The organism is Paenarthrobacter sp. CCNWLY172, from assembly GCF_037402035.1.
In the GTDB taxonomy this organism is placed as follows: Bacteria; Actinomycetota; Actinomycetes; order Actinomycetales; family Micrococcaceae; genus Arthrobacter.
In genome coordinates this window covers 374,793-394,580 of sequence record NZ_JBBEGB010000003.1, presented here as the reverse complement: position 1 = coordinate 394,580, position 19,788 = coordinate 374,793, and the positions used below count along the sequence as shown (strand labels likewise).

The 19,788-nt window shown below is 63.4% G+C and carries 17 protein-coding genes and 1 riboswitch; of the genes, 3 read left to right on the top strand and 14 right to left on the bottom strand.

Annotation, left to right across the window (positions count from 1 at the left end):
• Positions 1-77: 77 nt before the first annotated feature.
• From rplS to WBN73_RS06595, 8 genes are all read right to left on the bottom strand, one after another.
• On the bottom strand, positions 78-431 hold the full coding sequence (rplS, locus tag WBN73_RS06630; RefSeq protein ID WP_144649543.1) for a 50S ribosomal protein L19: 354 nt from the start codon (positions 429-431) through the stop codon (positions 78-80).
• Positions 432-696: 265 nt separating this feature from the next.
• Positions 697-1,497 carry a tRNA (guanosine(37)-N1)-methyltransferase TrmD gene (trmD, locus tag WBN73_RS06625; RefSeq protein WP_280623013.1) on the bottom strand — a complete coding sequence of 267 codons (801 nt, stop codon included), beginning with the start codon at positions 1,495-1,497 and terminating at the stop codon, positions 697-699.
• Entirely contained in the window at positions 1,498-2,052 is a 555-nt protein-coding gene (gene rimM, locus WBN73_RS06620) for a ribosome maturation factor RimM (RefSeq protein WP_337339653.1), read from the bottom strand.
• A 129-nt stretch (positions 2,053-2,181) separates the two neighbouring features.
• Positions 2,182-2,424 (bottom strand): RNA-binding protein, encoded by a 243-nt coding sequence (locus WBN73_RS06615; protein WP_011775119.1) that lies wholly within the window; start codon positions 2,422-2,424, stop codon positions 2,182-2,184.
• 1 nt (position 2,425) lies between these two features.
• Positions 2,426-2,845 (bottom strand): 30S ribosomal protein S16, encoded by a 420-nt coding sequence (gene rpsP, locus WBN73_RS06610; RefSeq protein ID WP_017199647.1) that lies wholly within the window; start codon positions 2,843-2,845, stop codon positions 2,426-2,428.
• Between the two features lie 235 nt (positions 2,846-3,080).
• Positions 3,081-3,533 carry a hypothetical protein gene (locus tag WBN73_RS06605; protein WP_242703325.1) on the bottom strand — a complete coding sequence of 151 codons (453 nt, stop codon included), beginning with the start codon at positions 3,531-3,533 and terminating at the stop codon, positions 3,081-3,083.
• Between the two features lie 120 nt (positions 3,534-3,653).
• Positions 3,654-4,526: a VOC family protein gene (locus WBN73_RS06600; protein ID WP_337339654.1), complete on the bottom strand. Its 873-nt coding sequence runs from the start codon at positions 4,524-4,526 to the stop codon at positions 3,654-3,656.
• A gap of 77 nt (positions 4,527-4,603) precedes the next feature.
• Positions 4,604-5,686: an amidohydrolase family protein gene (locus tag WBN73_RS06595; RefSeq protein ID WP_337339655.1), complete on the bottom strand. Its 1,083-nt coding sequence runs from the start codon at positions 5,684-5,686 to the stop codon at positions 4,604-4,606.
• Positions 5,687-5,770: 84 nt separating this feature from the next.
• A riboswitch (TPP riboswitch) is annotated at positions 5,771-5,878 on the top strand.
• On the opposite strand from WBN73_RS06595, the gene thiC reads away from it, so the two are divergent.
• Positions 5,874-7,727 carry a phosphomethylpyrimidine synthase ThiC gene (thiC, locus tag WBN73_RS06590; RefSeq protein WP_242703326.1) on the top strand — a complete coding sequence of 618 codons (1,854 nt, stop codon included), beginning with the start codon at positions 5,874-5,876 and terminating at the stop codon, positions 7,725-7,727. It overlaps the preceding riboswitch by 5 nt.
• On the opposite strand, the gene WBN73_RS06585 is transcribed toward thiC, so the two are convergent.
• Together WBN73_RS06585 and ffh are read right to left on the bottom strand one after the other, a co-directional pair.
• Positions 7,710-8,432 carry an alpha/beta hydrolase gene (locus WBN73_RS06585; RefSeq protein WP_207593796.1) on the bottom strand — a complete coding sequence of 241 codons (723 nt, stop codon included), beginning with the start codon at positions 8,430-8,432 and terminating at the stop codon, positions 7,710-7,712. The genes thiC and WBN73_RS06585 overlap by 18 nt on opposite strands.
• A gap of 64 nt (positions 8,433-8,496) precedes the next feature.
• Positions 8,497-10,077, bottom strand: a complete 1,581-nt coding sequence (gene ffh, locus WBN73_RS06580; RefSeq protein ID WP_280623019.1) for a signal recognition particle protein — start codon at positions 10,075-10,077, stop codon at positions 8,497-8,499.
• Between the two features lie 167 nt (positions 10,078-10,244).
• Between ffh and WBN73_RS06575 the strand changes: the two genes are divergently transcribed.
• Positions 10,245-11,645, top strand: coding sequence for a glucose-6-phosphate dehydrogenase (locus tag WBN73_RS06575; protein WP_337339656.1), 1,401 nt, complete (start codon positions 10,245-10,247; stop codon positions 11,643-11,645).
• Between the two features lie 102 nt (positions 11,646-11,747).
• On the opposite strand, the gene WBN73_RS06570 is transcribed toward WBN73_RS06575, so the two are convergent.
• Together WBN73_RS06570 and WBN73_RS06565 are read right to left on the bottom strand one after the other, a co-directional pair.
• On the bottom strand, positions 11,748-12,086 hold the full coding sequence (locus tag WBN73_RS06570; RefSeq protein WP_089595433.1) for a P-II family nitrogen regulator: 339 nt from the start codon (positions 12,084-12,086) through the stop codon (positions 11,748-11,750).
• Positions 12,083-13,411 carry an ammonium transporter gene (locus WBN73_RS06565; protein WP_207593799.1) on the bottom strand — a complete coding sequence of 443 codons (1,329 nt, stop codon included), beginning with the start codon at positions 13,409-13,411 and terminating at the stop codon, positions 12,083-12,085. Before WBN73_RS06565 ends, WBN73_RS06570 begins: the two co-directional genes overlap by 4 nt.
• A 260-nt stretch (positions 13,412-13,671) precedes the next feature.
• Between WBN73_RS06565 and WBN73_RS06560 the strand changes: the two genes are divergently transcribed.
• Entirely contained in the window at positions 13,672-14,892 is a 1,221-nt protein-coding gene (locus tag WBN73_RS06560; protein ID WP_337339657.1) for an MFS transporter, read from the top strand.
• 79 nt (positions 14,893-14,971) lie between these two features.
• On the opposite strand, the gene ftsY is transcribed toward WBN73_RS06560, so the two are convergent.
• Positions 14,972-16,177 carry a signal recognition particle-docking protein FtsY gene (ftsY, locus tag WBN73_RS06555; RefSeq protein WP_337339658.1) on the bottom strand — a complete coding sequence of 402 codons (1,206 nt, stop codon included), beginning with the start codon at positions 16,175-16,177 and terminating at the stop codon, positions 14,972-14,974.
• A gap of 20 nt (positions 16,178-16,197) precedes the next feature.
• The gene (gene smc / locus WBN73_RS06550) at positions 16,198-19,776 is read right to left on the bottom strand and encodes a chromosome segregation protein SMC (protein WP_337339659.1); all 3,579 of its coding nucleotides are present in this window, start codon (positions 19,774-19,776) and stop codon (positions 16,198-16,200) included.
• Between the last annotated feature and the right edge of the window lie 12 nt (positions 19,777-19,788).

Below are 19,788 nucleotides of genomic sequence, written 5' to 3'. Positions count from 1 at the left end.
TCGTATCCCTGTTGCGTTGCGGATTGCTCCGGAACAACCGGGCACGAATCCTGGACCCGTTACATAAGTCGCAGGACTTACTTGGCGAAGTCGCGCTTTTCCTTGATCTTCGCAGCCTTACCGCGCAGTGCGCGCATGTAGTAAAGCTTGGCGCGGCGGACGTCACCCTTGGTGACGACCTCGATCTTCTCGATGATCGGGGAGTGTACCGGGAAGGTACGCTCTACGCCGACACCGAAGGAAACCTTGCGCACGGTGAAGGTTTCGCGAACGCCGTCACCCTGGCGGCCCAGGACGAAGCCCTGGAAGACCTGGACACGGGAGTTCTTGCCTTCAATGATGTTGACGTGAACCTTGAGGGTGTCACCCGCGCGGAACTCAGGAACATCGTTACGCAGCGAGGCTGCATCTACGCTATCGAGGATATGCATTAATCCACTCCTGGTGAACGCCACAGGTCATTCACTTTGGGTTACGGCAGACAAGCCCGGGGCACGAAGGGCCGCCGGAAATCTCCGCCGAAGTTTCTTAGTGTCCGGCTCCGCCACTGATTGGCGCGGCCGGGTTGTCCGACTGTTGGCTGAACTCCCCCTGTGGCAGGTGTCAGCCCAGTAGACACAAGGGTTAATTCTGCCATATGCGCTGCCATCGGGCCAACTGTCACGACTATTGAACTTTCGACGGCGGCAGCGGACCTCAGATTGCGGCGTCGCCGCCAGGGCGGGGACGCAAGCGACCGTCGACGACCTCGTACCCGAGGTCAGACAGGGCGTTGCGGTCAGCGCGGCTCAAGGTACCGGCGTCGAACGTTTCCAAAAGGTCCGGACGCCGCTCTGCGGTCCGCCGGAATTGCTCGTGGCGCCGCCATTGGGCGATTTTTCCATGGTTGCCGCTCAGCAGGACAGCAGGGACGTCATGGTCGCGCCACGCGGACGGCTTGGTGTAGACGGGGTACTCCAGGAGGCCGTCCGAATGGGACTCTTCCACCAGTGACTCAGGGTTTCCCACCACGCCGGGAAGGAGCCGGCCGATGGCTTCGACCATGGCCAGCACCGCGACTTCGCCGCCATTGAGCACGTAATCACCGAGGCTGACGGGCCGGACAGTGAAGTGGTCCCGCGCCCAGTCGATGACCCGTTCGTCGATGCCTTCATACCGCCCACAGGCGAAGACAAGCTGCTGCTCCTCGGCGAGCTCATAGGCGAGGGCCTGGTTGAACCGCTCCCCTGCCGGCGACGGAACAATCAGTACCGGCTTGGAACCTTCAGGAGCACCGGCCACTGATTCAAGGGCCTGTGCCCACGGTTCCGGCTTCATCACCATCCCGGCGCCACCACCATAGGGTGTATCGTCCACAGTTCTGTGCTTGTCCGTGGTGAACGCGCGCAAATCGTGGACGTTGAGTTCCAGCAGGCCATCCTGGCGGGCTTTTCCTATGAGGGAGAGCTCCAGCGGTGCAAGGTACTCCGGGAAGATGCTGACAACGTCAATCCTCATTCAGGCTTCATCCCCCGTGCCGTCCTCGGGCTCCCCGGATGAGTCGTCGTTGACTTCAAAGAGCCCGGCCGGCGGGGTGATCAGGATGTACCCGTCCTCAACATTGACTTCGGGAACGATCTCCTCGACGAAGGGAACCAGGATTTCCTTGCCATCGTCCGTCTTGACCATCAGCAGGTCCTGGACGGGCATGGTGTTGAGGGCGGCCACCTTGCCAACCACCTGCGAACCAACACGCGCCTCGAGGCCGACCAACTCGTGCTCGTACCAGCCTTCGTCGTCGTCTTCGTCGTCAAGTTCTTCGGTCTCGATGAAGAGCTTCGCACCACGGATGACTTCCGCTTCGTTGCGGTCGGCGATCTCCTCGAAGCCCAGCAGCAGAATGTCCTTGTTCCACCGGGCACTGCGGATGGTCAACGGGCCAGCCGATGCCGGTTCCACAATGAACTCGGTTCCTGCGACGAATCGCTCGGAAGGGGCGTCGGTGAGCACCTGGACGGTCACCTCGCCGCGGATGCCATGGGGTTTGCCGATCCGGGCCACCTGGAGCTGCATGGGTTCCTCTGAATTCTTGTGTACCGCGCCGCCGGGCAGCCACGGTGATGAAAGGGTGGATAAAGCAATCCGGCCCCTCCACCATATTCGGTGAAGGGGCCGGACCTAAGACAAGCAGTGCTGAGCGCGTTACCGGCGGCGGTCGGTGTCGACGACGTCGACCCTGACCTGCTCGCCACCTGCCAAGGCTGCAACCACTGTGCGCAAAGCGCGTGCGGTGCGTCCTTGACGGCCGATCACCCGTCCGAGGTCCTCCTGGTGAACGCGCACCTCAAGGGATTCCCCGCGGCGGTTGTTCTTGGCACTGACCTTGACATCCTCAGGGCTGTCAACGATCCCACGGACCAAGTGTTCGAGCGCTTCTGCCAGCAACTTACTCAGCCTCGGTGGTCTCTGCTTCAGCCTCGGCCGGAGCTTCTGCTTCGTCCTTCTTGGCCTTCTTGGTGATGGCTTCCGGAATGATGACGGAACCCTTCTCCGGTGCTACGAAGGCTTCCTTCGGAGCTTTGGTCTTCAGGGTGCCTTCCTGGCCCGGGAGGCCCTTGAACTTCTGCCAGTCACCGGTGATCTTGAGGATCGCAGCAACCTGCTCGGTCGGCTGGGCGCCAACGGAAAGCCAGTACTGGGCGCGCTCGGAAGCGACCTCGATGTACGACGGCTCTTCGGTGGGGTGGTACTTGCCGATTTCTTCAATGGCACGGCCATCGCGCTTGGCGCGGGCATCCATGACGACAATGCGGTAGTACGGTGCGCGCATCTTACCGAAGCGCTTAAGGCGAATCTTTACGGCCACTTTTGTGGTCACTCCTGTTTCTGAAACGAGGTGAACCCGACGTTCTGCACCCGTGGGGCGGGCCATACTGGACGGTTCGAAGGACAAGATACGAGCACGGAGAGAGGGGCCGCACCGATCGAGTACCTGTCTATTGTGCCAGATGCCCGGAGCAAATACGACTTACGCCACCTGGGCCCGTGTGTTGTTGCTCACCCGCGGGGGTGCAAGGTGCGCCCATGCCCGGGCGGAAGTGCTATTCGGACCAGACGTAGAGCCCGGCGCGCTCCACCTTTTCAACATCGGTTGCCAAGGCAGCCAACTGCTGGACGTACTGGCGGGATTGGGCAGCGTCGAAGGGCATATCGTCCTGCGCAGCCCAGGCTGCGGCAACGTCATCGAGGACGTTTGCCTCGCCTTCGCTCTCGTACGTCAACAGCTCGGCCAAGGCCCGCACCATGGCTTCGGGGACACCCAGAAGCGCATCACTGGTGACATCAACCAGGGCAAGTTCGTAGTCAGCACCGGCTGCGTGGACCGCCTGGCCGGCAAGGTCACCCAGCTGCTCCACTTCGAAGTCGGTAATGCCGTCAATCCTGACGGCGGGGCCGGTGACATCCGCGCCCTTATCCAGGGCCGCTGCCCTCTTGAGTGCTTCATCGTGGGTGGCTACAAAAATTTCGGCAAAGCCCATGGAAAGTACTCTCATTCCTTCGTGCTGACGGGGCGGCGGCACAAAACCCGGTTGGATCCGTGCCGTCACTGCCCAGCCTAATGCAGGAGTGGGCGGCGCAGCGGGAGTGTGCCGGCGCAGCAGGAGTGGCCCTGCTTAGCGGACGGCAACCCGCAGTTTGTTCCGCCACGGATCCTCGAACTGGAGTTCGGCGCCGGTGTGGTGGTTCTGCACTCCTGCGATCTTCAAGCGATCCGCAAGCGCCGCTACGTCGTCGGCGTCGGGGACCTCAATGAGCACTTCCCCCAGGCCCAGCGTGTCCTTGCGGGGCCCGGCGCCACGGCTGTTCCACACGTTCATGGCCATGTGGTGGTGGTAGCCGCCGGCGGAAACGAACAACGCCTGGCCATGCCAGCCCGCGGTCCGCTCAAAGCCCAGGGTTTCCACGTAGAAATGCTGGGCAGTTCCGACGTCACCGACTTGCAGGTGGACGTGTCCAATTCCGGCCGCTGCCTCGCGCTGCCCTGTCACCGCGGCTTCACTCAGGTGCTGCTCGAGGTATCGCTGCGGAGGCAAGGCAACATTGTCCATCACCACATTCCTGCCATCCCACTGCCAGAGTTCACGCGGCTTGTCGTAGTAGAGCTCAATGCCATTGCCTTCAGGATCGGTAAAGTAGAACGCTTCGCTGACCAGATGGTCGGCACTGCCCGCGAAAGCTCGGGGCTCGTACTCGGCGGCGGTAGCAATGGTGGCGGCCAATGAAGGCTGGTCGTCGAACAGAATGGCCGTGTGAAACAGGCCAGCCTCCCCACGGCCTGGAATCTGGAGACCGGACGCCGGGGCAAGATGCACCACGGGCTTTCCGAGCCGCCCCAGGTAGAGCCCGCCATCCTGCTCGGCCACGACGTCAAGGCCAAGGGCACGCTGATAGTAGTCGCTCATGACAGCCATGTCGCCGACCTTGAGCATGACGGTGCCCATGGTCAGTTCGGCAGGCAGAAGATCCTGGCTGAGTGGTGTGGTCATGTGACGCTCCCGGGTTCGAGGTGCCGCTCATCAGCACCTTTCTACTTCTCTAAATTAGTTGAAGCTTCAATTTATTCCTAACGGACCAGTGAACCGCCCAGCACGATGTGTTTGAGGCTGGAAACAGTTTCCAGCTCGATCCTGGGATCCTCGGAGCACAACACGACGTCGGCACCCGCCCCTTCGCTGATGCCCTCGGCCCCCAGCCACTCCCGGGCACGCCACGCCGCGGCGTCCAGGACCGCGGCCGGCGGCAGGCCGGCGTCGTGCAGTTCCTTCATTTCGTCTGCGATCCTGCCGTGCTTGATCACGCTGCCGGCGTCTGTGCCCGCATAAATGGCCACGCCTGACTCAAAGGCCTCCAACACCCGCTCGCGCCGACGCTCCCAAAGCCGCACCATGTGGTCCGCATAGTCAGGAAACTTTGGGGCAGCCTGGGCAGCAATGTCCGGGAAAGTCGCAATGTTGACCAAGGTGGGAACGATCGGCACGGACTGCTCCACCAAGCGCGGAATGTGTCGCGACAGCAGGCCCGTGGCATGTTCGATGCAGTCGATGCCTGCATCGAGCATGTCGTCCACTGTGTCCTCGGCAAAGCAGTGGGCCGTCACCCGGGCACCTTCATCGTGGGCGGCAGCGATGGCATCCTTGACGATTTTGGCGGGGAAAGAGGCAGCGAGGTCACCCACGCCACGGTCGATCCAGTCCCCCACCAACTTGACCCACCCGTCTCCATCCCGCGCTGCCTTCCGGACGGTCTCCACGAGTTGGCCGGGTTCGACTTCATGCCCCAAACCGCGGAGGTACCGCCGGCTCCGGGCAATGTGCCTACCTGCCCGGATCAACCGGGGAACGTCCGCACGTTGCTGGACCCAACGGGTGTCACTTGGTGATCCGGCATCCCGTATCAGCAGAGTCCCGGCGTCGAGGTCAGCGTGGGCCTGCGCAAGGGTGGTCCGCTCGTCAACGGCGCCACCCACACCCAAACCGATGTGGCAGTGGGCATCAACGAAACCCGGGAGGACCCAGCCATCCAACACCAGGTCCGGTGTGGCCGTGGGGCGTTCGAACGTCAGGACTCCGTCAACAGACCACATCCCTTGGCGCTCTTCGTCCGCCGAGACAAGCACAGATCCGCTGAATTCGATGATGGTGGCCATATCAAAAGCCTAGTCCGCAGCGGCGTCCTGGACGCTGGTTCGTTCATGTGACTGGGTGCCCGTTGTGAGCTGTGGTAGCTTCATCTACGACCACACGGGGGCCCCTGCAGGGGCTGAGATCGGACTGATGCAGTCTGCGACCGTTGAACCTGTCCGGGTAATGCCGGCGAAGGAAGTGAGTAATCCTTTGAGCACCACAAAAACACAGCACAGCCCTGCCCAAAACCGGTCCGGCTCCAGCGCAAGGACGCCGGAATCTGTGACCCAGTCGCTGACATCCCATTCATTGGCCTACCTGGAGGACCCCGACCACGGGATCCGGGTGCCCGTCACCGAGATCGCCTTGGAACCGTCTCCCAACGGCACAGCCAACCCGGCGTTCCAGGTGTACCGCACTGCGGGCCCCGGCAGTGATCCCGTTGTGGGACTTGAGCCTTTCCGCGCTCCATGGATCGAAGCCCGCGGTGACACCGTGGCTTACCGCGGACGGGAGCGAAACCTGCTGGACGACGGCAAGTCAGCGGTGCGGCGCGGGGAAGCATCAGCAGAGTGGAAGGGCACCCAACCGGTGCCCCGCCGCGCCGTCGAAGGTAAAACCGTCACGCAGATGCACTACGCCAAGCAGGGCACGGTGACTCCCGAGATGCAGTTCGTCGCGTTGCGGGAAAACTGTGACGTTGAGCTGGTCCGCAGCGAAGTTGCCGCAGGACGGGCGATCATTCCGAACAACATCAACCACCCCGAGTCAGAACCGATGATCATCGGCAAAGCCTTCCTGGTGAAAATTAACGCCAACATCGGCAACTCAGCAGTGACGAGCTCCATCGCGGAAGAGGTGGACAAGCTGCAGTGGGCCACTCAATGGGGTGCCGATACCGTCATGGATCTCTCCACTGGGGACGACATCCACACCACCCGGGAGTGGATCATCCGCAACTCCCCGGTCCCGATCGGGACGGTCCCCATCTACCAGGCGCTGGAGAAAGTCAACGGCGAGGCGAACAAGCTGACGTGGGAGATTTTCCGGGACACTGTGATCGAGCAATGTGAGCAGGGCGTGGACTACATGACCATCCACGCCGGCGTGCTCCTGCGCTATGTGCCGTTGACCGCCAACCGGGTCACGGGAATTGTCTCCCGTGGCGGGTCGATCATGGCGGGTTGGTGCCTGGCGCACCACCAGGAGAACTTCCTCTACACGCACTTTGACGAGCTCTGCGAAATCTTCGCCCAGTACGACGTCGCCTTCTCCCTGGGCGACGGCCTGCGCCCGGGTGCAACCGCCGATGCCAATGACGCAGCCCAGTTCGCCGAATTGGATACCCTCGCCGAGCTGACACAGCGGGCGTGGGAGTTCGATGTGCAGGTGATGGTGGAAGGACCTGGCCACGTGCCGTTCCACCTGGTCCGGGAAAATGTGGAACGCCAGCAGGAACTGTGCAAGGGAGCCCCTTTCTACACCCTTGGGCCCTTGGTCACGGATGTCGCTCCTGGTTATGACCACATCACCTCAGCCATCGGCGCCACCGAGATTGCCAGGTACGGCACCGCCATGCTGTGTTACGTGACCCCCAAGGAACATTTGGGCCTTCCCAATAAGGACGACGTCAAGACCGGTGTCATCACGTACAAGATCGCAGCCCACGCCGCCGACCTGGCCAAGGGCCATCCCGGGGCCCACGAGCGGGACGATGCCTTGTCCAAGGCCAGATTCGAGTTCCGTTGGCGTGACCAGTTTGCCCTCTCCTTGGACCCCGTCACAGCAGAAGCCTTCCACGACGAAACGCTGCCGGCGGAACCGGCCAAGACCGCCCATTTCTGTTCCATGTGCGGCCCCAAGTTCTGTTCGATGCGCATCAGCCAGGACATCCGTGACGAATACGGATCAGAAGAGGCGCAGACAGCCATTGCGGAAATGTACAGCGGCATGCGCGGAAAGAGCCAGGAATTCCTGGCATCTGGCGGAAAGGTCTATTTGCCGGAACTGCAGGTACCCGGCAGCCCGGACACATTTGAGGCCGGCTCAGGAAGCCTGAACTGACATGGCCCGTCCGACGTCACCAACAAACGATCGGATGATGTGATCCCCGTCCACTGAATCCTGGGGCCGGTGCCCTCCCGCAGCAACACGGCGGAGGGCTCCGGTTTCCTGGAGGTAACCGGCAATTTCCTCATACAGGGGTTCCCAGCCACCCGTGAGGACCAACGTGGGGACACCGGGCACGATGTGCAGCGGGGCCTCCCAAGGCGGGGCCTGGAGCCTGAGCCTGCGGGCTGAACGGCGCGCTTCGGGAGTATCCAGTCCCCCCGTTTCGGCAGAAAACGCCCGGCGGTAGTACTCACGTTGGTAGTCGGCGTCGTTGAGCTGGCTCCGTACATCGAACAGGGGTTCCATAAGGGCCCGATGGGAGGCTGTGGCCGGAAGCTCGGCTGTCAGGGACAAACAAGCAGGCTCAACCAAGCTCAGCGAGTGCACCAGGTCCGGACGTTCTATGGCAGCCAGCATGGCGGAGATGGCACCTTGCTCGTGCGCTACGACGTGGCCGCCACCCGTATCCGCCAGGGAATTGATGACAATGGCAACGTCCGCGGCAACGCTCGATCCCACGGGTTCTGCTGCAACGTCAAAGCCATGCCGGCGCAGGAACAGCGCGTCATAAGCGAGGGCCATGCCGTGCTGTTTCGGCCATGCCGCAGCACCAAAGCTGCCCAGGCCGTGAACGAAGACTACGCGCTGCTTATGCATTGGTTCAGCCTATTCCACGGCCCTGACATCCCAACTGCGACGCGGTGGGGATGTCAGCCGCGGCCTATTTGCCGAGGAACTTATCGAAGCCCTTGGGAAGGTTGAGCGATGAGGGATCGAACTCTGCCGCGCCTTGGCCGAAAGCGGCACCCGACGGTGCTGCCGAGGCTGCGTTCGCCCGCTTGGCTTCGGCATCGCGCAGTTCCTGTGCTGCTTTGGCAGGGTTGCCTGAACGCGCCTTCTTCTTGGGCGCATTCTTGCCGCCCTTGCGGCCTCCGCCGGGGCCACCAAGGCCAGGCATCCCGGGCATCCCCGGCATGCCGCCGCCCTGCGCAAGTTTCTTCATCATCTTCTGGGCCTGGGCGAAGCGCTCCAGCAGGCCATTGACCTCGGACACGTGGACGCCTGAACCCTTGGCGATACGGGCGCGGCGTGAGCCGTTGATGATCTTGGGAGCGACGCGTTCGTGCGGCGTCATGGACCGGACGATTGCTTCGACGCGGTCGATCTCCTTTTCATCGAAGTTCTCCAGCTGCTGACGGATGTTTTGCGCACCCGGCATCATCATGAGCATCTTCTTCATGGAGCCCATGTTGCGGATCTGCTGCATCTGGGCGAGGAAGTCGTCCAGGGTGAAGTCTTCCTGGTCGGCGAACTTCTTCGCCATCCGGGCGGCTTCGTCCTTGTCCCAGGCCTTCTCAGCCTGTTCGATCAGGGTAAGGACGTCACCCATGTCAAGGATGCGGGAAGCCATGCGGTCCGGGTGGAAAAGCTCGAAGTCGTCCAGGCCTTCACCGGTGGAGGCGAACATCACCGGCTTGCCGGTCACGGACGCTACCGACAGCGCGGCACCACCGCGGGCGTCGCCGTCGAGCTTGGACAGCACGATGCCCGTGAAGTTGACACCTTCATCAAACGCCATCGCCGTGTTGACGGCGTCCTGGCCGATCATGGAATCGATCACGAAGAGGACTTCGTTGGGGATGATGGCCTGACGTATCCGGCGGGCCTGGTCCATCATCTCGGCGTCGACACCAAGACGGCCGGCGGTATCGACGATGACGACGTCGTGGAGCTTCTGGCGCGCTTCCTCGACGCCTGCCTTCGCGACCGCTACGGGGTCGCCGGCAGGGTGCTCGAGCTCGGAGGTGGCACCAGGGTGCGGAGCGAACACCGGGACGCCGGCGCGCTGACCCACCACTTGGAGCTGTGTCACGGCGTTGGGGCGCTGAAGATCGCAAGCAACCAGCATGGGGCTGTGGCCCTGGGCCTTCAGCCACTTGGACAACTTGCCGGCAAGGGTGGTCTTACCTGCACCCTGGAGACCGGCGAGCATGATGATGGTGGGGCCAGTCTTGGCCAGGCGGATCCGGCGTGTCTCGCCACCGAGGATCTCCACGAGTTCCTCGTTGACGATCTTGACGATCTGCTGGCTCGGGTTCAACGCACCCGAAACCTCGGCACCCAAGGCACGTTCGCGCACGCGGCCGGTGAACTCACGGACCACTGATACTGCAACATCCGCGTCCAGCAGGGCGCGGCGGATCTCCCGGACTGTGGCATCAACATCAGCCTCGGTGAGGCGGCCCTTGCCACGAAGGTTCTTGAAGGTTGCTGTCAACCGGTCAGAGAGTGAATTGAACACGCGCCGTGCACTTCTTTCGATGGTCTGCGAATGGCGGCCAATGCGGCACACCAGAGTCTTGACGATTGCCCCCAGCAAACATGTCTCAACCCAACAAATCTGAATCGACTAGGGGACTCGACTATCTAGGGTACCAAGTCGCACCTGCAAGATGGCATGCTGGCACAGTGACCAGTAAAACAACTGTAAAAACGTTGCTCATCCTCGGCGCGTCCGGGGACCTGACAGGAAGGCTCCTGCTGCCCGGACTCGCCGGACTGCTGGCTTCCAGCAGGGCTCCCGGATTACGGCTGGCAGGTGCAGGCTCGGACCCCTGGTCTCCGGAACAATGGTGGGAGCGGGTTGCGGGTGCGTTCAACGCGGCCTCGGGCACGGCTGATGATGCCGGCCGTGCGGCACTGGCAAAAGTCGCTGACACCACCGAGTACCACCAGCTTGATGTCACAGCGGACGGTCCCCTGGCGGACCTCCTGGCCACCTTGCAGGGACCCGTCGCCATCTATTTCGCTTTGCCTCCCCACGTCAGTCAGAAGGCCTGCGAGGTACTTCACAGCGATCAGGTGCCTGCCGGGACCCGTTTGGTGATGGAGAAGCCTTTCGGCTCAGGCACCGAATCCGCCCACGAACTGAACAAGACGCTCGCGGCCCTGGTCCCCGAAGACCACATCCACCGCGTGGACCACTTCCTGGGCAAAGCCACGGTGTTGAACATCCTGGGCCTTCGATTCGCCAACCGGTTCCTGGAGCCCGTGTGGAACCGCGAACACATCGAAAAAGTGGAAATCGTCTTTGACGAGGATTTGGCCCTTGAGGGACGCGCACGCTACTACGACACTGCCGGTGCCCTCCGGGATATGATCCAGAGCCACCTCCTGCACATCATGGCTTTCCTGGCGATCGACGCGCCGGCAACCATCGAGGAGCGGGACCTGCGCGACGCCGTGGCAACCGTTCTGCGTGCCAGCAGCATCAAGGCTCCGTTCAAGGAGTCCACACGGCGGGCACGGTACACCGCGGGAACCCTCGGGGAACGGACGGTGCCGGATTACGCAGCGGAGGACGGTGTTGATCCGGCCCGCAATACCGAAACCCTGGCCGAGATCCGGGTGGAGATCGACAACTGGCGCTGGAAGGGGGTGCCGTTCATCCTGCGCTCCGGCAAGGCCATGGGACGCCGGCGCAAGGAAGCCGTCATTACCTTCCGCCCGGTCCCCCACCTTCCCAAAGGATTCTCCGGCGTGGACTCCCCCAACCAGTTGCGCATCGGCTTCGGTCCGGACGTGCTCCAGCTTGACGTCGATGTGAACGGCCCCGGCGACATCTTCACCCTGGACCGCGCCAGTCTGGTGACCCAGCTCAGCGCGGCCGGAATGCTGCCCTATGGAGAGGTGCTCGAAGGCATCATCAGCGGCGATCCCCTCCTGTCCGTCCGCGGCGATACGGCCGAGGACTGCTGGCGGATCATCGAGCCGGTGCTTCGCGCCTGGGAGAGCGGCGACGTCCCCTTGGAAGAGTACGACGCCGGCAGCGCGGGGCCGGCGGACTGGCCCACCGGCGTCGTGGACTAAAGACAGGCAGCGGCCTAAGATAGCAGGCCTCATGTCCTCCCACACGCGAAAGCGGGCCGGGTACCTTGACTGGTACCCGGCCCGCCTTTTTGGGTGAAGGACTTAGATTGCGGCCGAGCCGCGCTCCCCGGTCCTGACCCGGACTGCTTCGTAGACATCCACGGTCCACACCTTGCCGTCACCGGCGCGTCCGGTGTTGGAGCTGGCGATGAGGACATCCAGGATGTCGTCGGCCTGCTCATCCGTGGCGAGGACCTCAATGCGGATCTTCGGCAGCAAATCCACGTTGTACTCAGCTCCGCGATACACCTCGGTGTAGCCGCGCTGGCGGCCGTAGCCGCTGGCCGCGCTGACCGTCAGGCCCTGGACCCCGTAGGATTCGAGGCCTTCCCGGACTGCTTCGAGCTTTTCGGGGCGGACGATCGCTGTAATGAGCTTCATGCCTGGACACTCTCCTTGCCTTCTGCGGGGGTCTTGGCTGCGGCGGTTTCCGACTTTCCAGTCATGGCGTTGTGCAGCGGCTGGAAGCTGCCGCCGTGGCCGTTGACTCCGAATTCGTAGGCCGTCTCAGCGTGGAGGCTGAGGTCCACGCCAACGTTCTCCTGTTCCGTGGAAACCCTGAAGCCCATGGTCTTGTGGATGGCGAAGGCGATGATGGCCGTCATGATGGCCGAGAACGCGATGGCGATGCCGGCCGCTGCGAGCTGGGCCCACATCTGGGTCATGCCGCCGCCGTAGAAGAGGCCGCCACCTACGCCGTCGGCGGGAAGGGCGATGAAGCCCAGCGCCACGGTGCCGATGATGCCGGAGACGAGGTGGACGCCTACAACATCCAGCGAGTCATCGAAGCCCCAGCGGAACTTGAGGCCGACGGCCAGGGCGGAAGCCACACCGGCAACGACACCGAGCCCAAGGGCCCCGACCGGGCTGACGTTGGCACATGCCGGGGTGATGGCTACGAGGCCGGCAACCACGCCGGATGCTGCGCCCAGCGACGTCGGGTGACCGTCGCGGATACGTTCGGTGATGAGCCAGCCGATCATGGCCGCTGCGGGAGCTGCCAGAGTGTTGATCCAGATCAGGCCACCCTGCTCTGCTGTTGTTGCTGCACCGCCGTTGAAGCCGAACCAGCCAAACCAGAGGATTGCTGCACCGAGCATGACGAACGGGATATTGTGCGGGCGGTGGTTCGGGTCCTTGCCGAAGCCGCGGCGGTTGCCGATGATGAGGACCAGGACGAGCGCCGCCACACCGGCGTTGATGTGCACCACGGTGCCGCCGGCGAAGTCGATGGCCGGGCCGAGGGCCTTGCCGATTGCGCCTTCGGGACCGAACAGGCCGCCACCCCAGACCATGTAGGCCAGCGGGCAGTAGACCAGGGTCACCCATACCGGAACGAAGATGCTCCAGGCGCCGAACTTGGCGCGGTCAGCGATCGCGCCGCTGATCAGTGCAACAGTGATGATGGCGAAGGTGGCTGCGTAGCCAACCTTGATGAGCCCATCAGGGGTATTGATGCCTTCGAGGCCGAAGGTGGCAAACGGGTTGCCCACGATCTCCATGAAGCCCTCGCCGGAGCTCATTGAGGCGCCCCACAGCACCCAGACGACGCCCACGATGCCGATGGAGATAAAGCTCATCATCATCATGTTCAAGGCTGCCTTGGCGCGTGTCATGCCGCCGTAGAAAAATGCCAGACCAGGTGTCATGAACAGCACAAGCGCCGCCGCCACCATGACCCATACGTGACCTGCGGTAAGTTCCATGGTGCACGTTCCTCTCTTGCTAGATCTGCGGTTCAACCGCTGTCCTGACGCCGTTTGCGTCCTGCTTAAGAGTTTTGTGCCGCCGTGTTTCACCTGCTCGGGTTTTATATTGCGCGCTGGTTACAACAACCTCCCCAACGTAAATGGTGCATATCTCCGGTGTTACGGATATGTTTCAGGCGTCGGACTTCTCTGGAAATCCCCGGTTTTTGACCATCCGGCCCACCACGGCCCCACATCACCTGAAGGACCCGCCCCGTATGACGCAGCCGCCCAGATCCGTCAAAGCTCCAAGGATCCGGCAGGACAAAGCCCCGTTGCCCCGCGACATTAAGGTGATGTTGGCTGCAGCGTTCCTGATCGCCTTGGGGTTCGGGCTGGTGGCGCCCGTCTTGCCGCAATTCGCCGCCACCTTCGACGTTGGCGCCACGGCTGCCGCTGTGATCGTCAGCATCTTCGCCTTCATGCGCCTGGTGTTTGCTCCGGCAGGCGGTGCCCTGATCGGACGCTTTGGAGAACGGAACGTCTACGTCTCAGGCCTGCTGATCGTGGCAGTGTCCACGGCGGCGTGCGCGTTTGCCCAGGATTACTGGCAACTGCTGATCTTCCGTGGCCTCGGAGGAGCCGGCTCCGTCATGTTTACCGTGGCCGCGATGGGACTGCTCATCCGCCTCGCACCCCCTGAACGACGAGGGCGGGTCTCCGGCGCGTATGCCTCAGCCTTCCTGATCGGCAGCGTCCTCGGGCCGGTAGTAGGAGGTCTGCTGGCAGGTTTCGGCCTCCGGGTACCTTTTCTGGCATACGCAGGAGCGCTCCTGGTGGCGGCGCTGGTGGTCCGGACCATGCTGAGCGGTGAGGGCAACGCCGCAGAAGATGCTGAGCCGGCACCGGCCATGACCCTGAAGGAAGCTCTGTCCGATTCCGCTTACCGTGCCGCGGTGTTCTCGAGTTTCGGTAATGGCTGGGTGACGTTCGGTGTCCGCATGGCTACTATTCCACTGTTCGCGGTGGCTGTCCTGCAGTCCAAACCTGAGACGGCAGCCTGGGCCTTGGCCATCTTTGCGGTGGGCAACGCCTTGGCGTTGACCTTCTCCGGGCGTTTGGCCGATGCCTGGGGACGGAAGCCCCTGCTGATCCCCGGACTGCTCATCACGGGCGCGGCCACCGGCGTTATCGGCCTCACCACGGACCTGACCGGATTCCTTGTCGCTTCTGCGGTGGCTGGGTTCGGATCCGGCTTGTTGGGCCCGGCCCAACAAGCCGCCGTCGCTGATGTCATTGGCAGGGGACGCTCCGGAGGCAAGGTGCTCGCGGTCTTCCAAATGGCTGCGGACACGGGTGCCATCATCGGACCGGTTGTGGCGGGCCTCCTGGCCGACCAGCTGGGCTATGGCTGGGCGTTTGGCATCACAGGTGGCGTTCTGCTCCTCACGGCAGCAGGTTGGTTACTGGCCCGGGAACCCCTTAAACCCAAAAACTGACGGGCAGCCTTGGTGCGCCCTGAGTCCTCAGGGCGCACCAAGCTGCCAGCCAGTTGAGTGCGGAGGGTTTGGACCCGCGCTAGTTGAGCAGTGCGTCCACGAAGCTCTCGGCGTCGAACGGTGCGAGGTCGTCGGGGCCTTCGCCCAAGCCAATGAGCTTGACCGGCACGCCCAGCGACTTCTGGATGGCCACAACGATTCCGCCCTTTGCGGTTCCGTCCAGCTTGGTCAGCACGATGCCGGTGATATTGACCACCTCGGCGAAAACGCGGGCCTGGTTGAGGCCGTTCTGCCCGGTAGTGGCGTCCAGCACCAGCAGGACCTCGTCCACTTCAGCCAGCTTCTCGATGACGCGCTTGACCTTGCCGAGTTCGTCCATCAGGCCGGTCTTGTTCTGCAGTCGTCCAGCGGTATCCACCATGACAACATCGACCTCCTGGTCGATGCCGGCTTTCACGGCCTCGTAAGCCACCGAGGCGGGGTCGGCGCCGTCGATGTCGGACCTGACGGTAGGGACACCTACACGCTGTCCCCACGTGGCCAACTGCTCGGCAGCAGCTGCGCGGAAAGTATCAGCGGCCCCCAGCAGGACGTCCTTGTCTTCGGCAACCAGGACGCGTGCCAGCTTGCCCACCGTGGTGGTCTTGCCCACGCCGTTCACACCAACAACAAGCACGACGGCGGGACGGTCACCCTTGCGCTCGACGTTCAACGAGCGGTCCATGGAGGGATCCACCAGCTTGATGAGTTCCTCGCGGAGCATCGCCTTGACGTCCTCGGGGCTGCGGGTGCCCAAGACCTTCACGCGCTCACGCAGCGCATCAACCAGCTGCATGGTGGGTTCGGTGCCGAGGTCGGCCAGGAGGAGGGTTTCCTCCACCTCGTCCCACACGTCTTCGTCGATCTTGTCGCCGGACAGCAGAGCCAGGAGGCCCTTGCCCAGGATGCTGTTGGACTTGACCAAGCGGGCGCGCAGGCGGGTCAGGCGGCCTTCAACCGGCGCAGGAGTGTCGATGGCAATGGTTTCGAGCCCGGCGGCATCATCGGGCACATCCGCGCCCTCGACGGTTCCGTCAAAGGTGGGAGCCGGGGCCTTCACCGCGTCCGGGCGCTCTTCCACCAAGGTTCCGCCGCCCGCTGCCGACGACTGCAGGGGGTCGTTCGCATCCCGGGTTCCGGGGTATTTCGCTCCGGACTTCCGGGCCTTCAGGAGTACCGGCACGAGTCCGCCGACCACCACGAGGGCAGCGAGAATGGACAGAATTATGGGTAGGAAATCGTTCACTCCCCTACCTTCTCATAAAGCTACGCCCCGGCACCGAGCCTCTGGCTGATGACGGTGGAGACGCCATCGCCCCTCATCGTCACCCCATAGAGGGCGTCTGCCACTTCCATGGTCCGCTTCTGGTGAGTGATCACAATCAACTGGCTGGACTCGCGCAGTTCCTCAAAAATGGTGATGAGCCGGCCCAGGTTGGTGTCGTCCAGTGCCGCTTCCACTTCGTCCATGACATAAAACGGCGACGGGCGGGCTTTGAAAATTGCCACCAACAGTGCCACTGCCGTGAGGGAACGTTCACCACCGGAGAGCAGGGACAGCCGTTTGATCTTCTTGCCCGCGGGCCGTGCCTCCACTTCGATTCCCGTGTTCAGCATGTCGTCGGGATCCGTGAGTACCAACTTTCCCTCACCGCCGGGGAAAAGCCTGGCAAAGACGTGGTCGAACTGGGCGGAGGTGTCGGCGAAGGCCTCAGTGAATACCTGCTGGACCCGGGCGTCCACTTCTTTGATGATGTCCAACAGGTCTTTGCGGCTGGATTTGAGGTCTTCGAGCTGCGAGCTGAGGAACTGATGCCGTTCTTCCAGTGCGGCAAACTCCTCCAGAGCCAGGGGGTTCACTTTGCCCAAGGCAGCCAGCTCCCGCTCAGCCTTTCTGAGTCTTTTCTCCTGCTCAGCCCTGACGAACGGAATGCCGTCCACTATTGCCTGGCCATGCTCATCAACGGGTGTCCGGAGCTCTGCCCACTTGTCGGCAGTGGCTCCGGCGGGCACTGGAACAGGCAGCCCGGGTCCATAGTCTGCCACGAGTTGTTCGCCGGACAGGCCGAGTTCCTCTATGGAACGTGTCTCCAAGGCCTCGATACGCAGGCGCTGCTGGGTCCGCGCCATCTCGTCCCGATGCACGGAGTCCGTCAGTTCGGCCAGCTCCTTCGCCAAGGCCTCATTGCCGGTCCGGACCAACGTCAGCTCCGTCTCCAGCCGTTCCCGGGTCTGCTCTGCGAGGTCGCGCTCCCAGCCGGCAGCCTCCACCGAGACATCGATGAACCGCAGGGCCTGTTCCACCGCTGAAGCCACTGCTGCCGCACGCTGCGCCTGGGCTCGGCGGCGCTGGGCCCTACGGGCCGCCTCTTCACGGGCGCGCCGTTCCGTTGCGGCCGCCCGCTCAAGCGACGCGGCCCGGTTGCTGATCGCCCCCAGTTGCTCTTCTGCCGTCCTGAGGGCCAGGCGGGCTTCTGTTTCGAAGGAACGGGCCATCCTGGCTTGCGCGGCCAGTTCGTCGCGCTGATCCGTGGATGGTTCCTCGTCCGGGGCCTCCTGGGCGGCGGCGAGGCGTTCCGCGGCGACTTCAAGATCCAGTTGGGCTTCAGCGATGTTGGCTTCGGCCTTGGCCATGGAGGCGGCCAGCCTGTCGCTTTCGCCCACGGCACTGCGAAGAACGGAATTCAGGTGGCCCAGGCGCTCCGCCACTGCAGCCAGTCGGGCATCGGACTCGTGCAGGCGTTCCAGCGCGGCGTCCGCACGGTCCTGCGCTTCAGCGCGGCGGGACTGGGCGCCTGCCAGGGCAAAACGGCCCCGCTCCAAGCGGGCAGTGACCTCCTGGAGGCGGGCACCGGCGTCGTCCACTGCTGCCTGGACTTCCAACAGCGACGGCGCTGTGGCCGAACCGCCGGTGACGGTCAGGGACGTGAAGACGTCACCTTCCCTCGTCACCGCCTTCAGGTCCGGTTGTTCGGAAATGAAGGCCGCCGCGGCGTCAAGATCGTCGACGACGGCGGTCCCCGCCAGAAGGGCCAACACGCCTTCCGCTGCGGGATCGGAAATTTTCACGACGTCGGACGCCCAGCGGCCGCCGTGCGGAAGCGGCACGTCGGCTGGAGTATCTCCGTCAGCGGCGGAACCACCGGCGAGAACCAGGGCTGCCCGCCCGGCGTCGGCGTCTTTCAGGGATCTGAGGGCTGCTGCTGCACTTGCAGCATCTGCAACGACCAAGGCGTCCGAGGCGCTCCCCAATGCTGCGGCGACGGCTGCCTCGAAACCGGGCTCAATGGCCACCAACGCAGCCAGCGGTCCAAGAACGCCCTCGGCCGTCAGGAGGCTGCCGGAGCCATCCTTCCGGTTGAGTCCCAGTTGCAGGGCATCCCTGCGCGCTGTCAGGGCATCCCTCTCGCGGACAGCTTCCCGTTCCGCGGCTTTCAGTTCCTCAATTTCGGCAAGGACAGCATCCAGGACATCGTTCGCATTTTCGTAATCGGCATCCAAGCTCTCCTCGCCGTCCTCAACGCCGGCCACCTGGGATTCAAGCGCCGTGAACTCGCTCTGGGCCTTGCGGCGACGTTCATCGCCGGATGCGAGGGATTCCCTGAGCCGGCCACGTTCAGCTTCGGCGGCTTCGGCCCTGGACCTGGCGGCCGCCACTTGGCCTGCAAGCCTGGCGAGCCCTTCCCTGCGGTCGGCAGCGGCGCGCAACATGGCCGTGAGCCGCTTGTCTTCGGCGGCCGCCAGCGATTCAGCAGCGTCCTTGGCCACCGTGGCTTCAAGAAGTGCGGCTTGCTTCGCCAGGATGTCATGCTGCAGGGCGGACTCTTCCTCGCGCACCCGGGCGGCCTGGCGTTCCAGCTGCTCCGGGTCCCGGCCTGTATCCGCCGCGGCCTCGGAAGAACCCAGAAGCCGGCGACGCTCAGAAGCAAGGGATCCAAGAGAACGAAACCTCTCCCGGCCGGCAGAGAGCTGGTACCAATGATCACGCGCGGCGTTGAGCTTCGGGGTTGATTCGGCTGCCTGCTGTTCCAAGGCAGCCTGGCGCCGACGTCCCGTCCCCAGTTCCGCCTCCACCACCTGGCGTCGTTCCTTCAACGCCGCTTCGTCGGCAACATCCTGTTCAAGACTTGTAGTGAGCTGCACCAGGTCATCGGCCAGGAGGCGGGCCCTGGCATCCCTGACATCGAACTGGACCGTCTGGGCACGGCGGGCGATTTCCGCCTGCTTGCCCAAAGGAGTCAATTGACGCCGGATTTCCGCGGTAAGGTCGCCGAGCCGTGCCAGGTTGGCCTGCATGGCTTCGAGTTTGCGGACGGTCTTTTCCTTGCGGCGGCGATGCTTGAGGATTCCTGCTGCCTCTTCAATGAAACCCCGCCGGTCTTCCGGTGTGGCGTGCAGGACCCTGTCCAGTTGGCCCTGGCCCACAATGACGTGCATTTCGCGACCCAGGCCGGAATCTGAGAGGAGTTCCTGGATGTCCAGAAGCCTGCAGGGTGCGCCGTTGATGGCGTATTCGGAGCCGCCGGTCCGGAAGAGTGTCCGGGAGATGGTGACTTCGCTGTAGTCGATGGGGAGCGCGTTGTCCGCGTTGTCGATGGTGAGGGAGACATGCGCACGGCCCAGAGGCGGCCGGCCGGACGTGCCGGCGAAGATGACATCCTCCATCTTGCCGCCGCGCAGGGTTTTTGCACCCTGCTCCCCCATCACCCATGCCAAGGCATCAACCACGTTGGATTTACCCGACCCGTTGGGACCGACGACAGCAGTGACGCCGGGCTCAAAGTCGAACGTCGTAGCCGACGCGAACGACTTGAATCCTCGGACAGTCAAACTTTTCAGGTGCAAGGCGCTTCGGTT

Coding starts and splice junctions, on each gene's coding strand:
- rplS (WP_144649543.1), bottom strand. CDS start 431: ATGCATATCCTCGATAGCGTAGATGCAGCCTCGCTGCGTAACGATGTT.
- trmD (WP_280623013.1), bottom strand. CDS start 1,497: ATGAGGATTGACGTTGTCAGCATCTTCCCGGAGTACCTTGCACCGCTG.
- rimM (WP_337339653.1), bottom strand. CDS start 2,052: ATGCAGCTCCAGGTGGCCCGGATCGGCAAACCCCATGGCATCCGCGGC.
- WBN73_RS06605 (WP_242703325.1), bottom strand. CDS start 3,533: ATGAGAGTACTTTCCATGGGCTTTGCCGAAATTTTTGTAGCCACCCAC.
- WBN73_RS06600 (WP_337339654.1), bottom strand. CDS start 4,526: ATGACCACACCACTCAGCCAGGATCTTCTGCCTGCCGAACTGACCATG.
- WBN73_RS06595 (WP_337339655.1), bottom strand. CDS start 5,686: ATGGCCACCATCATCGAATTCAGCGGATCTGTGCTTGTCTCGGCGGAC.
- WBN73_RS06585 (WP_207593796.1), bottom strand. CDS start 8,432: ATGCATAAGCAGCGCGTAGTCTTCGTTCACGGCCTGGGCAGCTTTGGT.
- WBN73_RS06570 (WP_089595433.1), bottom strand. CDS start 12,086: ATGAAGCTCATTACAGCGATCGTCCGCCCCGAAAAGCTCGAAGCAGTC.
- WBN73_RS06565 (WP_207593799.1), bottom strand. CDS start 13,411: ATGGAACTTACCGCAGGTCACGTATGGGTCATGGTGGCGGCGGCGCTT.
- WBN73_RS06560 (WP_337339657.1), top strand. CDS start 13,672: ATGACGCAGCCGCCCAGATCCGTCAAAGCTCCAAGGATCCGGCAGGAC.